At 64.3% G+C, this 17,832-nt stretch carries 21 protein-coding genes; 13 read left to right on the forward strand and 8 right to left on the reverse strand.

What is annotated here, in order from left to right:
- From RYH74_RS25550 to RYH74_RS25560, 3 genes are all read left to right on the forward strand, one after another.
- The coding region (locus RYH74_RS25550) for a hypothetical protein (protein WP_317410533.1) at positions 1-194 on the forward strand (194 nt) is incomplete at its 5' end.
- A 132-nt stretch (positions 195-326) separates the two neighbouring features.
- Positions 327-1,214 (forward strand): threonine/homoserine exporter RhtA, encoded by an 888-nt coding sequence (rhtA, locus tag RYH74_RS25555; protein WP_075044264.1) that lies wholly within the window; start codon positions 327-329, stop codon positions 1,212-1,214.
- Between the two features lie 189 nt (positions 1,215-1,403).
- Positions 1,404-1,685, forward strand: coding sequence for a hypothetical protein (locus RYH74_RS25560; protein ID WP_025338390.1), 282 nt, complete (start codon positions 1,404-1,406; stop codon positions 1,683-1,685).
- Positions 1,686-1,727: 42 nt separating this feature from the next.
- Here the strand turns inward: RYH74_RS25560 and RYH74_RS25565 are convergent, their stop codons facing one another.
- Positions 1,728-3,536: an aminopeptidase P family protein gene (locus RYH74_RS25565; protein ID WP_317410536.1), complete on the reverse strand. Its 1,809-nt coding sequence runs from the start codon at positions 3,534-3,536 to the stop codon at positions 1,728-1,730.
- A 220-nt stretch (positions 3,537-3,756) separates the two neighbouring features.
- Between RYH74_RS25565 and RYH74_RS25570 the strand changes: the two genes are divergently transcribed.
- Positions 3,757-4,875 carry a DUF3182 family protein gene (locus RYH74_RS25570; RefSeq protein WP_075044262.1) on the forward strand — a complete coding sequence of 373 codons (1,119 nt, stop codon included), beginning with the start codon at positions 3,757-3,759 and terminating at the stop codon, positions 4,873-4,875.
- On the forward strand, positions 4,859-5,629 hold the full coding sequence (locus tag RYH74_RS25575; RefSeq protein ID WP_075044261.1) for an alpha/beta hydrolase family protein: 771 nt from the start codon (positions 4,859-4,861) through the stop codon (positions 5,627-5,629). The genes RYH74_RS25570 and RYH74_RS25575 overlap by 17 nt, the downstream gene beginning before the upstream one ends.
- Here RYH74_RS25575 and RYH74_RS25580 read toward each other — a convergent pair.
- Both RYH74_RS25580 and RYH74_RS25585 read right to left on the reverse strand, forming a co-directional pair.
- Positions 5,608-5,988: an antibiotic biosynthesis monooxygenase gene (locus RYH74_RS25580; RefSeq protein ID WP_025338386.1), complete on the reverse strand. Its 381-nt coding sequence runs from the start codon at positions 5,986-5,988 to the stop codon at positions 5,608-5,610. The two genes, RYH74_RS25575 and RYH74_RS25580, sit on opposite strands and share 22 nt — an antisense overlap.
- A 105-nt stretch (positions 5,989-6,093) precedes the next feature.
- Positions 6,094-7,077: a GlxA family transcriptional regulator gene (locus RYH74_RS25585; protein WP_317410539.1), complete on the reverse strand. Its 984-nt coding sequence runs from the start codon at positions 7,075-7,077 to the stop codon at positions 6,094-6,096.
- 82 nt (positions 7,078-7,159) lie between these two features.
- Between RYH74_RS25585 and RYH74_RS25590 the strand changes: the two genes are divergently transcribed.
- Complete coding sequence (locus RYH74_RS25590) at positions 7,160-7,708, forward strand: cysteine hydrolase family protein (RefSeq protein WP_085593382.1); 549 nt, start codon at positions 7,160-7,162, stop codon at positions 7,706-7,708.
- Positions 7,709-7,850: 142 nt separating this feature from the next.
- Here the strand turns inward: RYH74_RS25590 and RYH74_RS25595 are convergent, their stop codons facing one another.
- A complete protein-coding gene (locus tag RYH74_RS25595; protein WP_015269662.1) occupies positions 7,851-8,414 on the reverse strand; it encodes a helix-turn-helix domain-containing protein in 564 nt (187 codons plus the stop codon).
- 83 nt (positions 8,415-8,497) lie between these two features.
- Here RYH74_RS25595 and RYH74_RS25600 point away from each other — a divergent pair, with 83 nt between their 5' ends.
- The 7 genes from RYH74_RS25600 (at position 8,498) to RYH74_RS25630 (ending at position 15,656) form a co-directional block, all read left to right on the forward strand.
- The gene (locus RYH74_RS25600; RefSeq protein WP_317410540.1) at positions 8,498-9,448 is read left to right on the forward strand and encodes a DMT family transporter; all 951 of its coding nucleotides are present in this window, start codon (positions 8,498-8,500) and stop codon (positions 9,446-9,448) included.
- Positions 9,449-9,598: 150 nt separating this feature from the next.
- Positions 9,599-12,514: a monovalent cation/H+ antiporter subunit A gene (locus RYH74_RS25605; RefSeq protein ID WP_085593376.1), complete on the forward strand. Its 2,916-nt coding sequence runs from the start codon at positions 9,599-9,601 to the stop codon at positions 12,512-12,514.
- Positions 12,514-12,858: a Na+/H+ antiporter subunit C gene (locus RYH74_RS25610; RefSeq protein WP_013971840.1), complete on the forward strand. Its 345-nt coding sequence runs from the start codon at positions 12,514-12,516 to the stop codon at positions 12,856-12,858. Before RYH74_RS25605 ends, RYH74_RS25610 begins: the two co-directional genes overlap by 1 nt.
- Positions 12,855-14,534: a monovalent cation/H+ antiporter subunit D gene (locus RYH74_RS25615; RefSeq protein ID WP_075044257.1), complete on the forward strand. Its 1,680-nt coding sequence runs from the start codon at positions 12,855-12,857 to the stop codon at positions 14,532-14,534. Before RYH74_RS25610 ends, RYH74_RS25615 begins: the two co-directional genes overlap by 4 nt.
- Entirely contained in the window at positions 14,531-15,019 is a 489-nt protein-coding gene (locus RYH74_RS25620; RefSeq protein WP_025338379.1) for a Na+/H+ antiporter subunit E, read from the forward strand. Before RYH74_RS25615 ends, RYH74_RS25620 begins: the two co-directional genes overlap by 4 nt.
- Positions 15,016-15,294 (forward strand): K+/H+ antiporter subunit F, encoded by a 279-nt coding sequence (locus tag RYH74_RS25625; protein ID WP_003259015.1) that lies wholly within the window; start codon positions 15,016-15,018, stop codon positions 15,292-15,294. Before RYH74_RS25620 ends, RYH74_RS25625 begins: the two co-directional genes overlap by 4 nt.
- Positions 15,291-15,656 carry a Na+/H+ antiporter subunit G gene (locus RYH74_RS25630; protein WP_003259017.1) on the forward strand — a complete coding sequence of 122 codons (366 nt, stop codon included), beginning with the start codon at positions 15,291-15,293 and terminating at the stop codon, positions 15,654-15,656. The genes RYH74_RS25625 and RYH74_RS25630 overlap by 4 nt, the downstream gene beginning before the upstream one ends.
- A gap of 12 nt (positions 15,657-15,668) precedes the next feature.
- Here the strand turns inward: RYH74_RS25630 and RYH74_RS25635 are convergent, their stop codons facing one another.
- From RYH74_RS25635 to RYH74_RS25650, 4 genes are all read right to left on the reverse strand, one after another.
- Positions 15,669-15,881, reverse strand: a complete 213-nt coding sequence (locus tag RYH74_RS25635; RefSeq protein ID WP_003259019.1) for a hypothetical protein — start codon at positions 15,879-15,881, stop codon at positions 15,669-15,671.
- Positions 15,878-16,348, reverse strand: coding sequence for a hypothetical protein (locus RYH74_RS25640; RefSeq protein ID WP_003259020.1), 471 nt, complete (start codon positions 16,346-16,348; stop codon positions 15,878-15,880). Before RYH74_RS25640 ends, RYH74_RS25635 begins: the two co-directional genes overlap by 4 nt.
- A 409-nt stretch (positions 16,349-16,757) precedes the next feature.
- Complete coding sequence (locus tag RYH74_RS25645; RefSeq protein WP_084785101.1) at positions 16,758-16,952, reverse strand: hypothetical protein; 195 nt, start codon at positions 16,950-16,952, stop codon at positions 16,758-16,760.
- Positions 16,953-17,130: 178 nt separating this feature from the next.
- The gene (locus RYH74_RS25650) at positions 17,131-17,535 is read right to left on the reverse strand and encodes a TraR/DksA family transcriptional regulator (protein WP_003259022.1); all 405 of its coding nucleotides are present in this window, start codon (positions 17,533-17,535) and stop codon (positions 17,131-17,133) included.
- Positions 17,536-17,832: the final 297 nt, after the last annotated feature.

A 17,832-nucleotide genomic window follows, 5' to 3' on the forward strand; every position in this document is an offset into this window, starting at 1 on the left:
CGAGAAACTCGTTTAGCTTCAAACACTTGACTCAACGGGGGTGGCTGGCTTTGCTTCGCTACCGCGTTGGAGTGGTGCGCATTATAGGGCGGCGTTTCAGGAGGTCAACCTTTAATTTCAATAATTTAGGTTTTTTTGAAAAAGACCGCGTCAGGGCCGCCAGATGCTCGCCGCAAGCCTTGCAGCGCCTGTGAGATCGAGCGCCGCGTGCGCGGCGCTCGATTTTGCAGGCGCCAGAAAACTCATGGCCGGCACCTTGCCCCACACCCTCATAATTGCGCACTATATTGCTCACCCCCACCCCGCTCAAGGATCGCTGCACAGAAATGAACACCCAGCCCCGCAGCCTGGCCGCTACCCTCTTCCCGATCGGCCTGCTGCTCATCGCCATGGCATCGATACAGTCCGGTGCCTCCTTGGCCAAAAGCATGTTCCCCCTCATCGGCGCCCAAGGCACCACCACCCTGCGCCTGATCTTCGCCAGCATCATCATGCTGCTGATCCTGCGCCCGTGGCGGGTGCGCATGACCCGCAACGCCCTGCGCAACGTCATCATCTACGGCATGGCGCTGGGCGGCATGAACTTCCTCTTCTATATGGCCCTGCAAACGGTACCGATCGGCATCGCCGTGGCACTGGAGTTCACCGGCCCGCTGGCCGTGGCGATCTTCTCCTCGCGCCGGCCGATCGACTTCCTGTGGATTGCGCTGGCCATCGTCGGCCTGCTGCTGTTGCTGCCGGCCGGCCATGGCGGGCAGGCCCTCGACCCGGTCGGCGCAGCCTATGCCCTGGGCGCGGGCGTGTGCTGGGCACTGTACATCCTGTTCGGGCAGCGGGCCGGGGCCGAGCATGGTATCCAGAGTGCCGCACTGGGCGTTGTGGTCGCCGCGCTGTTCGTCGCCCCCATCGGTATCGCCCATGCCGGCAGCGCATTGCTCACACCCGCCGTGATCCCCATGGCCCTGGGCGTCGCGGTGCTGTCCACCGCCCTGCCCTACAGCCTGGAAATGGTTGCCCTCACGCGCATCCCGGCACGCACCTTCGGCACCCTCATGAGCATCGAACCAGCCTTCGGCGCACTGTCCGGCCTGCTGTTCCTGGGGGAGGTACTGACGATTACCCAGTGGCTGGCCATCCTGGCGATCATTACGGCGTCGGTCGGCACCACCCTGTCCATGCGCAAGGAAACCAGCCCGGCCGTCGCTGCAGACTGATATGAGAAATATTTTCATTTGAGACAGGATTAGTGATTGTAGCGACCCGTCTCGCTGATTAAGCTGTCACAGAATCATCATCTTTACGCTATCTACTGGACCGAACACGGACGCTGGGGAAATTTCAGGAAGAACCAAAGCGATAACGACAGGGCCATACAGCTATCAGCCCTGCATTTAAGGACAGGAATGAAACGTATTTTGCTCATCCTGGCCATCTTGGCTATTGCTGGATGTGCCGCCACGGCCAAGACTGAGGTCAAAAGGGGCAAGAAGGGCCTGCATATCAATTGCTCCGGCCTGTCTTCCTCGTGGGACAACTGCTACAGCAAGGCCGCAAGCTCCTGCAGCACGCGCGGCTACCGGGTCATTGCACGCTCGGGCGATAGCGATGAAGAACCCGGTGACTACTTGTTCGGCATCAACCCGGCGGGTTACACCAGCCGCAGCATGATCGTCATCTGCAAGTAGAAAAAAAGGGCAGCTCGCAAGCTGCCCTTTTCATTTGCCGCCTTACAAGGGCACGGTACGCGCCTCCAGCCAGGCCAGCGCGTCCCCCTTGAGCAACGGCGCCAGGCGCTCGCGTACCGTGGCGTGATAGCCGTTCAACCAGTCCACCTCTTCCCTGGCCAGCAGTTCGGGCACCAGGCAGCGGGTATCGATCGGGCACAGCGTCAGGGTCTCGAAGTTCAGGAAGTCGCCAAAGGCGCTCTTGCCGGCCTCGCGGTTGACCACCAGGTTCTCGATGCGCACACCCCACTGCCCTGGGCGGTACGTGCCCGGCTCGATCGAGCTGATCATGCCCACCTGCATCGCCGTCTGCGGCGTGGGCGCCGCCTGGTAGGCAATGACCTGCGGCCCCTCGTGCACATTCATGAAGTAACCCACCCCATGCCCGGTGCCGTGGCCGTAATCCACCTGGTCAGCCCAGATCGGTGCCCGGGCAATGGCATCGAGCAACGGCGACAGCACACCTCGCGGGAAGGTGGCCCGCGACAGGGCGATCATGCCTTTGAGCACGCGCGTGCAATCCTGCTTCTGTGCAAGGCTCGGGTTGCCCACCGGCACCATGCGGGTGATGTCGGTGGTACCGCCAAGGTACTGCCCGCCCGAATCGATCAGCAGCAGACCATCGCCCTCGATGACCGCATGCGACTGCTCGGTGGCACGGTAATGCGGCATCGCGCCATTGCCATTGAAGGCGGCAATGGTCGAGAAACTCAACGACACGAAGCCTGGGCGCCGGGCACGCGCGGCACTCAACTGCTCGTCGACCGTCAGTTCGGTAACCCGCTCCTGACCGAGGTTGGCCTCTAGCCAGGCGAAGAACTCGCACAAAGCCGCGCCGTCCTGCTCCATTACCTGGCGGATGTGCACCAGATCGTCATCACCTTTGCACGACTTGCTCAGGGTGCTGGGGTTGAGCCCCTCGACCAGTTCCACCCCGGCCGGCAGGTTATCCAGCAGGCCGCAGGTTACCCGGGCCGGGTCGACCAGCAATCGGCTGCCGGCCGGCATGGCGGCAAGGGCCTTGCCTGCTTCGGCGTAGTCGCGCGCCTCGATACCGTCGGCCGCCAGCACCTGGCGTAGATGTTCGTCGAGCTTGTCCTGGCCGACGAACAGAATGGCCTGCTGCTGGCTGATCAAGGCAAAGGCGACGAACACCGGGTTGTAGGACACATCGCTACCGCGCAAGTTGAACAGCCAGGCAATGTCATCCAGGGTAGCGATGAAATGCCAGTCGGCCCCCTTGGCCTGCACGCTCTGGCGCAACTGCGCCAGCTTTTCCGCACGGCTTACCGTGGCGTGCGGTGGCAAATGCTGGTAGACCGGGTTGCCTGGCAGCGCCGGGCGCCCTTCCCATACCTGGCCCAGCAGGTCCTTGTCAGTCACCAGTCGCGCCCCGCGCGCCTTCAGCCGGTCGCCAAGCTGGCGCGCCGAAGCCAGGGCCATGACCGCACCGTCTACCGCCACGCTGCCATTGGTCTCGACATGATCGCCCAGCCATTCCAGCGCACCAGGCTTGCCCGGCAACAGCTTCATCAGCTCGATGCCGCTGCCAGCCAGCTCGTGTTCCGCCTGTTCCCAGTAGCGGCTATCGACCCACAGCCCGGCAAAGTCAGCCGTGACCACCAGCGTGCCGACCGAGCCGTGGAAACCCGACAGCCACTGGCGCCCTTGCCAGTAACCGGGCAGGTACTCGGAAAGATGGGGGTCGGCCGAGGGTACCAGCAAGGCATCGATGCCCTCTGCGGCCATGGCCTGGCGAACCTGCGCCAGGCGCTGCGGCACGCTTTGCCCAAAGGTGGTCTGAACGTTCATGCGCTCTCCTGCGGCTACATCACGGTTTATCCAGTGTGCCGATAATGGAACAGCCGCCGAGGCCCTGCAATCGTGGCGACCGACACACGGCATGCATTGCCCGTCACGCCCTGCGCATACCAGACATTTCCTACATACGGGCCAGGACCACCGATCAAGTTCCGCTGAACTTCCTCAAAGCACCGGCTTCACACTCAATACATTCATTGCACACAGGCAAATGACCATGCCCAATGCCTGCGCCCCTAAAAGCGGCGTGGTGCTGCTCGACACCCGCGCGCACACCCCCGACCACGAGCATGCCGTGCACCTGAAGCTTGCCGATGGCCTGGCCCGCCTGCTGGGCTGCCCGCACGTGCAACCCGGCCAGCCACCAAGCGCCACCGATGGCTACTACTACCTGCCCACCGAAACCCTGGTCGATCCCAAGCGCCATGCCGCCCTGGGCATCTGCAGCGAGCAGGACCTGTTCGGTGGCCTGGTCGCACACCCCTACATGGCGACCAAGGCGATCTCCCACCCGTTGCCGGCCGGGGCCAGTTTCCCGCCGGGCTGGACCGATGCCTTCGCCCGCCAAGCCAGCGACGCCCTGCTGCGCGGCTATACCGTGTTCAGCAAGGCCGATGCGCGCACCGCCGCACAGCTGTTATTGGCGGATGGCCCGTTGCGAATCAAGCCGGTACTGGCCTGCGCCGGCCGTGGGCAACAGGTCATCACCGCGGTGGATGAACTGGAACCGCTGCTGGCCGGCATGGATGACCAGGACCTTGCGCTGTGGGGGCTGGTGCTCGAGGAAGACCTGAGCGAAGTGCAAACCTTCAGCGTCGGCCAGGTACGCGTCGCCGGCCTGACCTGCAGCTATCACGGCACCCAGCAACTGACCCGCGACCATCAGGGCACGGAAGTGTATGGCGGCTCCGACCTGGTAGTGGTGCGCGGTGACTATCAGGCACTGCTGCAACTGCCGCTGGACGAGCCGCTGCGCCTGGCCATCAACCAGGCGATGGCCTACGAACAGGCCGCCGAGCAGCACTTCCCCGGCTTCATCGCCTCACGGCGCAACTACGACATCGCCCGCGGCGTCAATCCCCTGGGCCACCTGCGCAGCGGCGTACTCGAGCAATCCTGGCGCCTGGGCGGAGCCAGCAGTGCCGAGCTGCTGGCCTTGCAGGCGTTCGCCGACGACCCGGCATTGCAACGGGTGCGTGCCTCCACCCATGAAGTGTTCGGCACCCCCGAACTGCCCACTGACGCCACCCTCTTTTACCAAGGAAACGACAGTGAACTCGGACAACTCAGCAAATTCGCGCGGATTCGTGAACATGACCATTCAGAGTGAAACCGTTGAACTGCAGGTCGAGGATGACAGCATCGTCGGCACCCTGGTCAGCCCCGGCAGCAAGATGCCCGGCATTCTCTTCGTCCACGGCTGGGGTGGCAGCCAGCAACGCGACCTGGCCCGCGCCCGTCATATCACCGGGCTGGGCTGCGTGTGCATGACCTTCGACCTGCGCGGCCACGAAAAAACCGAAAGCCAACGGCTGACGGTCACCCGCGAACAGAACCTGACCGACCTGCTGGTGGCCTACGACCGGCTGGTAAGCCACCCGGCCGTCGACACCAGTGCCATCGCCATCATCGGCAGCAGCTACGGCGGCTACCTGGCCACGCTGCTGACCCGTGAGCGGCCGGTCAAATGGCTGGCCCTGCGGGTACCTGCGATGTACTGGGACGACGAATGGAACCTCCCCAAGCAAACCCTCGACCGGCAACGGTTGAACGCCTACCGCCAGCGCCCGCTCGGCCCGGCGGACAACCGCGCACTGGCAGCCTGTGCCGAGTTCGGTGGCGATGTTCTGCTGGTGGAGTCCGAGCAGGACGACTATGTGCCGCACAGCACCTTGATGAGCTACCGCTCGGCATTCGTCAGCGCCCATTCGCTCACCCACCGCATCGTCGACGGTGCCGACCACGCGTTGTCCAGCGAAGAGAGCCAGAAAGCCTACAGTTCGATCCTGGCGGCATGGGTCAGCGAAATGGTCGTTGGCGCCCGCCTGGACCGCTACCCGCACTACGCGCCCTGGTATGCCTGAGGCTCGCCCACCTGGCAATGCAGGCCGCCATCGGCGCCGCGCACCAGGCTACGCAGGGTCTGGTAGGCAGCAAAATTGACCCCACGCGCCTGATGCTGGCCAAGCAGTTCGAGGAACGGCTCCCCGACGAAGTATACGGCCGCCGCTGCCCACGCCTGGCGGGACTGCCATTGCAGGTACTGCAGCACCCGGCTGCCATCGTCGCTGGCCTGAATGCTGACACCCTGCAGCCCTTCGCAACGCGCGGCCAGCGCTTCGCTGCGCGCCACCAGCGCCTGGGCCAACGCCTGCTGAAACCTGCCAGGCACTTCATATTCGATCATCTGGGTAAACCACAGGGCATGGGATGTTGCCGTCATGAACGGTCTCCTGGTGACGGACGCCTACAGCGCGATGCCAAGCAGGGTAAAACCTCAAGTTATGTCAAGGTCAAGCGGTTTTCCGCACCGGGAACGCCCCGCGCCCTAACCCGATACCGCGAAGCGCCGCCGGTAATCACTCGGGGTCAGGCCGGTGATGCGCTGAAAAACCTTGCGAAACGCACCCGGGTCCTGGTAACCGACGCCCCAGGCGATCTGCTCGACATTGCGCCGGGTGAACTCCAGCAAGCGGCACGCCCGCCCCACTCTCACCTGCTGGCAGTACTCGGTCGGCCGTAGCCCCGTGGCAGCACGAAAACGCCGCAGGAAGGTGCGTTCCTCCAGCCCCGCGCACGCAGCCATGCTGGCCAGGTCGGCATCCTGCCCACCGATGCCCTGCAACCAGTGCTGCACTTTCAGCACCGCCTCATCGCCATGGTCCAGGCGTGGATTGAACACTGCACCAGGCAGCGGCGCCGCGACCGGGTCGACTGCCAGGTAGCGAGCAGTTTCCCGCGCCACCGTCGCGCCCATGAAGCGCTCCAGCAAGCGCAAGCCCAGGTCGGTCCAGGCCATCAGCCCGGCCGAGGTGACGATGTCGCCATCGTCCAGCAACGGTTGCTGGGCCTCGACCCGCACCTTGGGAAAACGCTGGGCAAGCGAATGCACGTAGTTCCAGTGGGTGCAGGCCGGGCGCCCGTCGAGCAGGCCACTGGCGGCGATGAAGAACACCCCGATGCACACCGACGCCAGCACCGTGCCGTGCCCGTGCAACTGGCATAACGACGCACGATGGCGCTCAAGCAGCTCACCCTGAGGTGCCGACTCCAGGCTTGGCGGAATGATCAGCACCCGCAGATCGGCCGCGGCGGCAGGTGGGCTCTCAGGGGCAGGCTGCAACTGCCCCGCTTCGTCTGCCTGCCAGAAGCTGATACGCACCGATGGCAACTCGAGGGCACCCAGTTCGGCAACCACCCGGTTGGCCACCAGGAACAGGTCGGCCAGCCCATGCACGGCAGCACGTTGCGCGCCGGGGTACAGCAGCAGGCCGATGTCCAGGCTGGCGGGGTTGTCAGTTTTTGCCTGCATAGTGTCGTTCGCGCCAATCCTCAGGTCAGTGCACACAGCCTATAACTAACGTCATCCAACGACTACTGCCACAGGAGGCAGCATGAGCAAGCAGGCGCTGATCATCATCGACATCCAGAACGACTACTTCCCGGGCGGCAAATGGACCCTCGATGGTGCCGACCAGGCGGCCGACAATGCTGCCCGCCTGCTGGCGGCGGCGCGTGAACGGGGCGATCTGGTGGTGCATGTGCGGCATGAGTTCGACAGCGCCGATGCGCCGTTCTTCGCGCCGGGCTCGCAGGGTGCGGCGATCCATGCCAAGGTCGAGCCTCAGGCCGGTGAACCGGTGGTGCTCAAGCACAAGGTCAACGCCTTCCTCGGTACCGACCTTGAGCACACGCTGGACCGGCATGGCGTCGAGGCCCTGACCATCGTCGGCAGCATGAGCCACATGTGCATCGACGCCGCCACCCGGGCCGCGGCCGACCTCGGTTACGACGTGACCGTGGCGCACGACGCCTGTGCCACGCTGCCACTGGAGTTCGATGGCAAGCGGGTGCCGGCGGCGCAGGTGCATGATTCGGTGATGGCGGCGTTGGCGTTTGCCTATGCCAAGGTGGTCAGGACCGATGAGTTGATAGGAGACTGACCACGAACCTTGGGTTGCCCATACGGGCCTCATCGCCGGCAAGCCAGCTCCCACAGGCCCACCTTCAGGCTCGGAGCCAGTGGAGAACCTGTGGGAGCTGGCTTGCCGGCGATGAGGCCCTGGAGGCAGCAACACCTCTCGATCAAATCACCACATTACGCACAAACCGCACCGCCACCGCCCCATCGTTGCGATAGGCATACCGGCAATTGCTGGGAAACACATGGAACTGCCCGACCTGCAGGCGATGCTCGACCCCTTCGATAATCAGCGTCAGTTGCCCTTGCGCCACATAGATCTGCTCGCTCCAGCCCTCGGCATCAGCCTCGCTGGAATAGCACTCGCCCGGTGCCAGGGTCCATTCCCACAGCTCCACCTCGCGCCGCGCCACACTGCTGCCCAGCAGCACCGCCCGGCTCTGCGGGTGCTCCCCGGCCCAGGCCAACTCTTCGATGCGCCCGGGGTCACGCTGGTCAGGTGCCTGGATCAGGGTACTGAAAGCCACGCCCAAGGCTTCGGCAATCAGGTCGAGAGTAGTCAGGCTGACATTCTTTTCGCCCGCCTCGATCGCCACCAGCATGCGCCGGCTGACACCGGAGCGCTCGGCCAGCGCCGTCTGGCTCATGCCCGCGGCATTGCGCAGGCTGCGTACATTGAGGCTGACATGTTGCAGCACCGATGCCCGGTGCGAGGAATCTTTGTGCACTATATTGCTCACTGGTCGGTATTGCGCAGTATACTGCCCACTTTGCGGCGATTGTGCGCCGCCCCCTCCGAGTGCGCAAGACCATGAACCAGCCCAGCAGCAAACCGACCCCTGCCATTGCCTTTCGCCTGAGCAAGGCCGAACTGGTGCTGGTGTTCATCACCATGCTGTGGGGCGGGACCTTCCTGCTGGTGCACAACGTGATGACCGTCAGCGGCCCGATGTTCTTCGTCGGCCTGCGCTTCGCTGCAGCCGCGCTGTTCGTCGGGGTAGTCTCGGCGCGGGCGCTGCCGGGGCTGACCTTCACCGAACTGAAGGCCGGCATGCTGATCGGGGTGTCGATCATGCTCGGCTACGGCCTGCAGACCATGGGCCTGCAAACCATCAGCAGCAGCCAGTCGGCGTTCATCACCGCGCTGTACGTGCCGTTCGTGCCGCTGCTGCAATGGCTGGTGCTGGGCCGGCGCCCCGGCCTGATGCCAAGCATCGGTATTGCCCTGGCATTCATCGGCCTGATGCTGCTGGCCGGCCCGGAGGGTGGCAGCCTGCACTTCAGCGAAGGCGAGCTGGTAACCTTGGTCAGCGCCGTGGCCATTGCTGGCGAAATCATCCTGATCAGCCGCTACGCCGGCCAGGTCGATGTGCGCCGGGTCACCGTGGTGCAGCTGGCGACCGCCTCGCTGCTGGCGTTCCTGATGATCGTGCCAACCCAGGAGCGCATACCCGACTTTTCCTGGCTGCTGCTGGCCAGTGCCGTGGGGCTGGGCGCCATGAGCGCGGTGATCCAGGTGGCAATGAACTGGGCGCAGAAGTCGGTCTCGCCCACCCGCGCCACCCTCATCTATGCCGGCGAACCGGTATGGGCCGGGATCGTCGGGCGCATCGCCGGTGAGCGCCTGCCGGGCGTGGCACTGCTCGGCGGCCTGCTGATCGTGATCGCGGTGGTGGTCAGCGAACTCAAGGTGCGCCGCCCGCGCGAGGTGGCCGAAGCACGGGACGTGCAGGATGAAGGCGAACGCCAGGCTGGCCTGTAAAGCCGCCAACTGCGGCTATGCTTTGTAAGAATCTGTTATAAAAAAACAGCTTGTCACAGCCTGTTTGTAGGATTCTGCGACAGCTTGCGTGTTGGTGATCAACCCCTCGGCACGTATGATTCTTTGCAAACTTCTCCAGAATAGAACGCTATGTCATTGATAGTGCTATTGCTTCTGCCGTTCGTGGGCAGTTGCCTGGCAGCCGTGCTGCCGCACAACGCACGTAACGCGGAGTCCATTCTCGCCGGGCTCGTGGCCCTGGTCGGCACTGTCCAGGTAGCACTGCTGTACCCTCAGGTTGCCCACGGTGGCGTGATTCGCGAAGAATTCCTCTGGCTGCCCAGCCTGGGGTTGAACCTGGTGCTGCGCATGGACGGCTTCGCCTGGCTGTTCTCGCTGCTGGTGCTGGGCATCGGTACGCTGGTGTCGCTGTATGCCCGCTACTACATGTCGCCACAAGACCCGGTGCCGCGCTTCTTCGCCTTCTTCCTCGCCTTCATGGGCGCCATGCTCGGCCTGGTGATCTCCGGCAACCTGATCCAGCTGGTGTTCTTCTGGGAACTCACCAGCCTGTTCTCATTCCTGCTGATCGGTTACTGGCACCATCGTGCCGACGCCCGCCGCGGCGCCTACATGGCGCTGATGGTCACGGGCGCGGGCGGCTTGTGCCTGCTGGTGGGTGCCCTGCTGCTCGGCCATGTGGTCGGCAGCTACGACCTAGACAAGGTCCTGGCTGCCGGCAACACCATCCGCCAGCATGCGCTGTACCCGGTGCTGCTGCCACTGATCCTCATCGGCGCCCTGAGCAAGAGCGCACAATTCCCCTTCCAGTTCTGGCTGCCCCATGCCATGGCAGCGCCCACCCCGGTATCGGCTTACCTGCACTCGGCGACCATGGTCAAGGCCGGGGTGTTCCTGCTGGCGCGCCTGTGGCCGGTGCTGTCGGGCAGCGAGGAGTGGTTCTGGATCGTCGGCGGTGCCGGCGCCCTCACCCTGCTGCTCGGCGCCTTCGCCGCCATGTTCCAGAACGACCTCAAGGGCCTGCTGGCGTACTCGACCATCAGCCACCTGGGCCTGATTACCCTGCTGCTGGGCCTGAACAGCCCGCTGGCCGCGGTCGCGGCGGTGTTCCACATTCTCAACCACGCCACCTTCAAGGCCTCGTTGTTCATGGCCGCCGGCATCATCGACCACGAAAGCGGTACCCGTGACATCCGCCGCCTCAGCGGGCTGATACGCCTGGTGCCATACACCGCCACCCTGGCCATGGTCGCCAGCGCCTCGATGGCCGGCGTGCCGTTGATGAACGGTTTCCTGTCCAAGGAAATGTTCTTCGCCGAAACGGTGTTCATCAGCTCCACTGCCTGGGTCGAGGCCACGCTGCCGGTGATCGCCACCCTGGCCGGCACCTTCAGCGTGGCCTATGCCCTGCGTTTCACCGTCGATGTGTTCTTCGGCCCCACGGCGCAGGACCTCCCGCACACCCCGCACGAACCGCCACGCTGGATGCGTGCGCCGGTCGAACTGCTGGTGCTTACCTGCCTGGTGGTGGGCATCTTCCCTGCCCAGTCGGTCGGCCCGCTGCTGGCCGCCGCCGCCCTGCCGGTGGTGGGCGGCACCCTGCCGGAATACAGCCTGGCCATCTGGCATGGCTGGAACGCGCCGCTGATCATGAGCCTGGTGGCCATGAGCGGCGGTATCGTGCTGTATCTGCTGCTGCGCAAGCAGCTGCGCCTGGGCCGCTTCCCCTACCCGCCAGTGATCGAGCGTTTCAACGGCAAGCGCCTGTTCGAACACGGCCAGGTGCAACTGATGCTGCTGGCGCGGCGCATCGAGCGCCTGCTCACCAGCCGCCGCCTGCAGTCGCAGCTGTTCATGCTGGTGCTCGCCGCCTTCCTCGCCGGCCTCACCCCCATGCTCTACAGCGGCCTGAGCTGGGGCGACCGGCCGAAGATTCCAGGCTCGGGCGTGTTCGTCGCGCTGTGGCTGATCGCCATTGCCTGCGCCATCGGCGCCGCCTACCAGGCCAAGTATCACCGTTTGGCGGCGTTGATCATGGTCAGCGTCTGCGGCCTGATGACCTGCATCACCTTCGTCTGGTTCTCCGCGCCCGACCTGGCCCTGACCCAGCTGGTGGTGGAAGTGGTCACCACCGTGCTGATCCTGCTCGGCCTGCGCTGGCTGCCGCGGCGGATCGAAGGCGTATCGCCGCTGCCGGGCAGCCTGGAGCGTGCACGCATGCGTCGCCTGCGCGACCTGCTGCTGGCGGTGCTGGTAGGTGGCGGCATGGCCGTGCTGTCCTACGCCATGCTCACCCGGCCGACGCCGAACGACATTTCCTCGTTCTACCTGAGCCGGGCCCTGCCCCAGGGCGGTGGCACCAACGTGGTCAATGTCATGCTGGTCGATTTCCGTGGTTTCGATACCCTCGGTGAAATCACCGTGCTGGTGGCCGTGGCGCTGACCGTGTTCGCCCTGCTGCGGCGCTTCCGCCCGCCAAAGGAAAGCATGCAACTGCCGGCGCAGCAGCGCCAGCTGGCACCTGACGTGGTCACCGACCTGATCAACCCACGGCATGCCACCGACACCGCCCTGGGCTTCATGATGGTGCCTGCGGTGCTGGTGCGCCTGCTGCTGCCGATCGCCCTGCTGGTGTCGATGTACCTGTTCATGCGTGGCCACAACCAGCCCGGTGGCGGCTTTGTCGCCGGCCTGGTGATGTCGGTGGCGTTTATCCTGCAGTACATGGTGGCCGGCACCCAGTGGGTCGAGGCGCAGATGAGCCTGCGCCCGCTGCGCTGGATGGGCACCGGGCTGCTGTGCGCAACCCTGACCGGCGCGGGCGCCATGCTGCTGGGCTACCCGTTCCTCACCACCCATACCGCCCACCTGCACCTGCCGTTGCTCGGCGATGTGCACGTGGCCAGCGCGCTGTTCTTCGATGTCGGCGTGTTTACCGTGGTGGTCGGCTCGACCCTGCTGATCCTCACTGCCCTGGCGCACCAGTCGGTGCGCGCCTACCGCCCGGGCAACCCGGCGAAAACCAGCCAAGCAGGAGCCGCCTGATGGAAGAAGTGATTGCAGTTGCCATCGGCGTTCTGGCCGCCTCGGGGGTGTGGCTGATCCTGCGTCCGCGAACCTATCAGGTGATCATGGGCCTGTGCCTGCTGTCGTACGGGGTCAACCTGTTCATCTTCAGCATGGGCAGCCTGTTCATCGGCAAGGAACCGATCATCAAGGACGGCGTGCCCCAGGACCTGCTGCACTACACCGACCCCCTGCCGCAGGCCCTGGTGCTCACCGCCATCGTCATCAGCTTCGCCATGACCGCGCTGTTCCTGGTGGTGTTGCTGGCCTCGCGCGGCCTGACCGGTACCGACCACGTGGATGGCCGGGAGCGTGACGAATGAGTGGCATGAGCCAATTGATCATCGCGCCCATCCTGCTGCCTCTGGTGACCGCGGCAGTGATGTTGCTGCTGGGCGAGAAACACCGGCAGATAAAAGCCCGGCTGAACCTGCTGTCGACCTTCGCCGGCCTGGCCATCGCGGTCAGCCTGCTGCTGTGGGTGCGCACCCAGGGCCAGGCGGAATCGATCGGTGTCTACCTGCCAGGCAACTGGCCGGCGCCGTTCGGCATCGTGCTGGTGGTCGACCACCTGTCGGCCCTGCTGCTGACCCTCACCGGCATCATCGGCTGCAGTGCCCTGCTGTTTGCCCGCGCCCGCTGGGACGGTGCCGGCGCCAGCTTCCACGCACTGTTCCAGATCCAGCTGATGGGCCTGTACGGCGCCTTCCTCACCGCCGACCTGTTCAACCTGTTCGTGTTCTTCGAGGTGCTGCTGGCCGCTTCCTACGGCCTGCTGCTGCATGGCTCGGGCCGCGCCCGGGTGCGTGCCGGCCTGCACTACATTGCCATCAACCTGTTCGCCTCGTCGCTGTTCCTGATCGGCGCGGCGATGCTGTATGGCGTGACCGGCACCCTGAACATGGCCGACCTGGCCCTGAAGATTCCGCTGGTGCCGGAGGCCGACCGCGGCCTGCTGCACGCCGGCGCGGCGATCCTGGCCATGGCCTTTCTGGTCAAGGCCGGCATCTGGCCGCTGAACTTCTGGCTGGTGCCGGCCTATGCCTCTGCCAGCGCGCCGGTGGCTGCGCTGTTCGCCATCATGACCAAGGTCGGCCTGTATGCCGTGCTGCGCCTGTGGACACTGCTGTTCTCCGGGCAGGCCGGGGCCTCGGCGCACTTTGGTGGTGAATGGCTGGTGTACGGTGGCCTGGTCACCCTGGCGGTGGCGGCGGTGTCGATCCTGGCCGCGCAGCGCCTGGAGCGCATGGCTGCCCTCAGCATCCTGGTTTCGGCCGGCACCCTGCTCGGCGCCGTCGGTTTTGCGCAATCGGCGCTAACCGGCGCAGCATTGTTCTACCTGGTCAACTCGACCCTGGCACTGTGCGCACTGTTCCTGCTCGCCGAACTGGTCGAGCGTTCGCGCTCGGCCAACGAAGCACCGCTGGACGACGAAGAAGACGCCATGCCGCCACCGCTGGAATCACTGCACCCGCCCAAGGGCATCAACCTCGACGATGAACAGAAGGTGGTGATCGGCCAGATCATCCCGTGGACCATGGCCTTCCTCGGCCTCAGCTTCATCGCCTGCGCCCTGCTGATCATCGGCATGCCGCCGCTGTCGGGCTTTGTCGGCAAGCTCAACCTGATCAGCGCGCTGTTCAACCCGCAGGGGCTGGGCGTACCTGCCGAGCAGCCGCTGAGCACGGCGGGCTGGGGCCTGGTGGCGTTGCTGATCCTGTCTGGCATGGCCTCGCTGATCGCCTTCGGCCGCGTCGGCATCCAGCGTTTCTGGAAGCCTGAGGAACGCCCGTCGCCGGTGCTGCGCCGCTATGAATGCCTGCCCATCGTCATCCTGCTCGGCCTGTGCATCATCCTCAGCTTCAAGGCCGAACCGCTGCTGCGCTACACCCAGGACACCGCCGCCAGCCTGCAGGCCCCCGATGCCTATATCGAAGCCGTGATGGCCGCCCGGCCGATTCCTGGCCCCACCTCGCTCGACGTACAGGTGCAGCCATGAATCGACTGTTCCCCGCACCGCTGTTATCGGTTTCGCTGTTCGGCCTGTGGCTGTTGCTGAACCTGTCGGTCAGCCCCGGCAACCTGCTGCTGGCTGCCGCGCTCGGCGTGCTGGCGCCGCTGCTGATGGCACCGCTGCGCCCGCAGCATGCCCATGTGCGACGGCCGCTGGCCATCGCCCGGCTGATTGGTCGGGTCGGCATCGATGTGATCATGTCCAACCTGCTGGTTGCCCGTGGCGTGCTGCGCGCCGGCAAGCAGCCGCCGCGCTCGGCCTTCGTGCACATCCCGCTGGCCCTGCGCGACCCGCATGGCCTGGCGGCGTTGTCGATGATTACCACGGTGGTGCCCGGCACGGTCTGGTCCGAGCTGGCGCTGGACCGCAGCGTGTTGCTGCTGCATGTGTTCGACCTGGACGATGAGGCGGCCTTCATCCAGCACTTCAAGGACACCTACGAACGCCCGCTGATGGAGATTTTCCAATGACAGGCCTGCTCGCCAATGCTGTCCTCGCCAGCCTGTTCATCTTCGCCCTGGCCATGGCCCTGGCACTTATCCGGCTGTTCCGCGGCCCGTCCGCCCAGGACCGGGTGCTGGCGCTGGACTACCTGTACATCCTGGCCATGCTGACCATGCTGGTACTGGGAATCCGTTATGCCAGTGACACCTACTTCGAAGGTGCCCTGCTGATTGCGCTGTTCGGTTTCGTTGGCTCGTTTGCCCTGGCCAAGTTCCTGCTGCGCGGTGAGGTGATCGAATGACTGAAACCCTGCAACTCCCCTTCTGGCTGGAGCTGGTCACCGCCGCGCTGCTGCTGACCGGCAGCCTGTTCGCCCTGATCGGCGCCGTGGGCCTGTTGCGGCTGAAGGACTACTTCCAGCGTATGCACCCGCCGGCACTGGCCTCGACCATTGGCGCCTGGTGCGTGGCACTGGCTTCGATCATCTACTTTTCCTGGCTCAAGGAAGCCCCGGTGCTGCACGCCTGGCTGATTCCGATCCTGCTGTCGATCACCGTACCGGTGACCACACTGTTGCTGGCCCGGGCGGCACTGTTCCGCAAGCGCATGGCGAAAGAGCCGGTCCCTGAAGAAGTCAGCAGCGGCCGCGATCGCGGTAACTGAAAGGTTGCCGCCTCACCCTTGGGCCAGGCGCTGCAACTCGCGCCGGACCATGGCCGCATAAGGCGGCGGGCCGAGGCGATACAATTCCCCCGCCACCCAGTTCAACCAGGCGCCCTGCAGCTCTTCGCGCCTGGCCAGCAAACGCTCGGCCTCGGCCACGGCATCCGCCTGGTGCTGGCGATGGAATTCGGCACGCGTGGCGGGCGCGTCGTCACTGTGGGTCATTCACTGGCCTTGAAGGTGGTCAGCTCACCTTTGCGCCATTTGGCAACCTTGCCGGTCACCGCCTTGAGCAACTTGCCCAGGCCTTCCTGTACTTGTTGCTGAGCGGCGAACACCAGCATCACACCGTGGCCTTCACGGAACACGATGCCCTCGCCTTCGGGCACCGACACGAAGGCATAGTCGCCCACGCCATACACGTTCAGCTTGATTTCGCGAAAGCGCATTTCCAGTTTGCCGCCTTCGCGGCTGGGCAGTACGGCGGCGCGAAAGTGGTCACCCACCTTCAGTTCCAACCGCTGCTTGTCATCGACGACCAATGCGCTTTCGGTGTCGATTTCGGCCATGTACAGGCCTTCGGGACTCTGTTCGGTGACATAGACAAAGCGGCCCTGGAACAGCTGGGCCAATTTACCGCGCAAGTCGCCCAGGGCGAACAACGCATGGGTATCAAGAGTGCTGACTGCCAATGAAGTAATCCTCAACCGGTTACAACCCGCCCTCACCCAAGCTCGGTGAGGCACGGCCATTTCTTATCGATAGGCGAAAAGAGTAATAAAGCGATATGCGAAATGTCTGTGCACGCTGGCGATGCAGCGTGCAGGAATCTTTACTCTGGCTTGCCAGATCTGGCCTCAAATACAGGCTTTCGGCATATTCCCGATTCGGGAAGCGTAATGTCTGACAGCAAAACCGCCAGAAAAGATGCGACAGGCAATGCCAGAGCGCACGTGAGAACGGGCCCTGCAATCCATCAGCGCATTACTGGGGGAAGAATATGCACGAAAACACCGAAATTCGTCGAGAGGCAAAGTACATTTCTTACAGAGGAACGCCCTGAACGACACCCTGTTCGCTCGTCGGCAGCACTCACTGCACTCAAGCCGCCAGGCCCTTCTTCAACTGCTGCTGCCAGGCCGCCTGGCACTCCAGCGCTTCTTCACGGGTGGCGAATGGGGTACCACGGCGTTCGCCATTGACCAGCACCACCCAGCAGATGCGTTTACCCAGCGCACGCAGTGTGGCGGGCACCCCCGAACCAATCATCACGGCTACATCGACCCGGCTATTCATCATTCCCTCCGGAATTTAATTAGCACCCTAACGATAAAGCCATGATACGCCTGCGTACGGCGCGGAAACAGCGCATCCCGGTACAGCAGTGTTACGTGCAGGGCAACAAAACCGCGGCCGGCAAGAAACGCAAAAAGCCCCAGGGATCGCTCCGTGGGGCTTGGCACACCGCGCGGGGTTACACCTGGCGCTGGTGGCGGTCGAGCTGCTCGTGGCGCTCCTGGGCTTCGATGCAGTACTTGGTGGTCGGGCTGATCAGCAAACGCTTCAGGCCGATTGGTTCACCGCTGTCATCGCACCAGCCGAAGCTTTCGTCGGCAATACGGTCCAGGGCCATTTCCAGCTGCGGCAGCAGGCGCTGGTCGCGGTCGATGGCGTTCACCAGCCAGCTACGCTCTTCTTCGACCGAAGCCACGTCGGCAGGATCCGACGGGGTGTCCAGGCCTTCGATGGTGGCACGGCTCAGCTCGATGCGTTCATGGGTTTCGACTTTCATCGCCTGCAGCAGGCCAGCGAAGAAAGCCAGCTGGTCAGCGTTCATGTAGTCATCGGCCGACATGGCCAGCAACTGTTCCTTGGTCATCGATTTCTCTATGAAAAAATGTGCATTTGGGCGATTCGGGTGCCGCCGACGCCTTGGCATCGGCAGCGGAATTCTTCAAGCGCCAACCGGCACTCTTTTACAGGGGGCGGCAGTCTAAGGCGCCGCGTCGCGTGGAGCAACTGCAATTGGGTGCGAATTTGCTTCCGGTGCCCACATTCCGCCAGTCGGCGCCCTCTGCTCTGCTCTGCTCTGCTCTTGCTCTTGCTCTTGCTCTTGCTCTTGCTCTTGCTCTTGCTCTTGCTCTTGCTCTTGCTCTTGCTCTTGCTCTTGCTCTTG

Source organism: Pseudomonas sp. LSJ-87, from assembly GCF_032971465.1.
Taxonomy (GTDB): domain Bacteria; phylum Pseudomonadota; class Gammaproteobacteria; order Pseudomonadales; family Pseudomonadaceae; genus Aquipseudomonas; species Aquipseudomonas putida_Z.

Bases quoted from the DNA above. Each gene is read 5' to 3' on its own strand.
- rhtA (WP_075044264.1), top strand. From the start codon at position 327: ATGAACACCCAGCCCCGCAGCCTGGCCGCTACCCTCTTCCCGATCGGC.
- RYH74_RS25560 (WP_025338390.1), top strand. From the start codon at position 1,404: ATGAAACGTATTTTGCTCATCCTGGCCATCTTGGCTATTGCTGGATGT.
- RYH74_RS25565 (WP_317410536.1), bottom strand. From the start codon at position 3,536: ATGAACGTTCAGACCACCTTTGGGCAAAGCGTGCCGCAGCGCCTGGCG.
- RYH74_RS25570 (WP_075044262.1), top strand. From the start codon at position 3,757: ATGACCATGCCCAATGCCTGCGCCCCTAAAAGCGGCGTGGTGCTGCTC.
- RYH74_RS25575 (WP_075044261.1), top strand. From the start codon at position 4,859: ATGACCATTCAGAGTGAAACCGTTGAACTGCAGGTCGAGGATGACAGC.
- RYH74_RS25580 (WP_025338386.1), bottom strand. From the start codon at position 5,988: ATGACGGCAACATCCCATGCCCTGTGGTTTACCCAGATGATCGAATAT.
- RYH74_RS25585 (WP_317410539.1), bottom strand. From the start codon at position 7,077: ATGCAGGCAAAAACTGACAACCCCGCCAGCCTGGACATCGGCCTGCTG.
- RYH74_RS25590 (WP_085593382.1), top strand. From the start codon at position 7,160: ATGAGCAAGCAGGCGCTGATCATCATCGACATCCAGAACGACTACTTC.
- RYH74_RS25600 (WP_317410540.1), top strand. From the start codon at position 8,498: ATGAACCAGCCCAGCAGCAAACCGACCCCTGCCATTGCCTTTCGCCTG.
- RYH74_RS25605 (WP_085593376.1), top strand. From the start codon at position 9,599: ATGTCATTGATAGTGCTATTGCTTCTGCCGTTCGTGGGCAGTTGCCTG.
- RYH74_RS25610 (WP_013971840.1), top strand. From the start codon at position 12,514: ATGGAAGAAGTGATTGCAGTTGCCATCGGCGTTCTGGCCGCCTCGGGG.
- RYH74_RS25615 (WP_075044257.1), top strand. From the start codon at position 12,855: ATGAGTGGCATGAGCCAATTGATCATCGCGCCCATCCTGCTGCCTCTG.
- RYH74_RS25620 (WP_025338379.1), top strand. From the start codon at position 14,531: ATGAATCGACTGTTCCCCGCACCGCTGTTATCGGTTTCGCTGTTCGGC.
- RYH74_RS25625 (WP_003259015.1), top strand. From the start codon at position 15,016: ATGACAGGCCTGCTCGCCAATGCTGTCCTCGCCAGCCTGTTCATCTTC.
- RYH74_RS25630 (WP_003259017.1), top strand. From the start codon at position 15,291: ATGACTGAAACCCTGCAACTCCCCTTCTGGCTGGAGCTGGTCACCGCC.
- RYH74_RS25635 (WP_003259019.1), bottom strand. From the start codon at position 15,881: ATGACCCACAGTGACGACGCGCCCGCCACGCGTGCCGAATTCCATCGC.
- RYH74_RS25645 (WP_084785101.1), bottom strand. From the start codon at position 16,952: ATGAATAGCCGGGTCGATGTAGCCGTGATGATTGGTTCGGGGGTGCCC.
- RYH74_RS25650 (WP_003259022.1), bottom strand. From the start codon at position 17,535: ATGACCAAGGAACAGTTGCTGGCCATGTCGGCCGATGACTACATGAAC.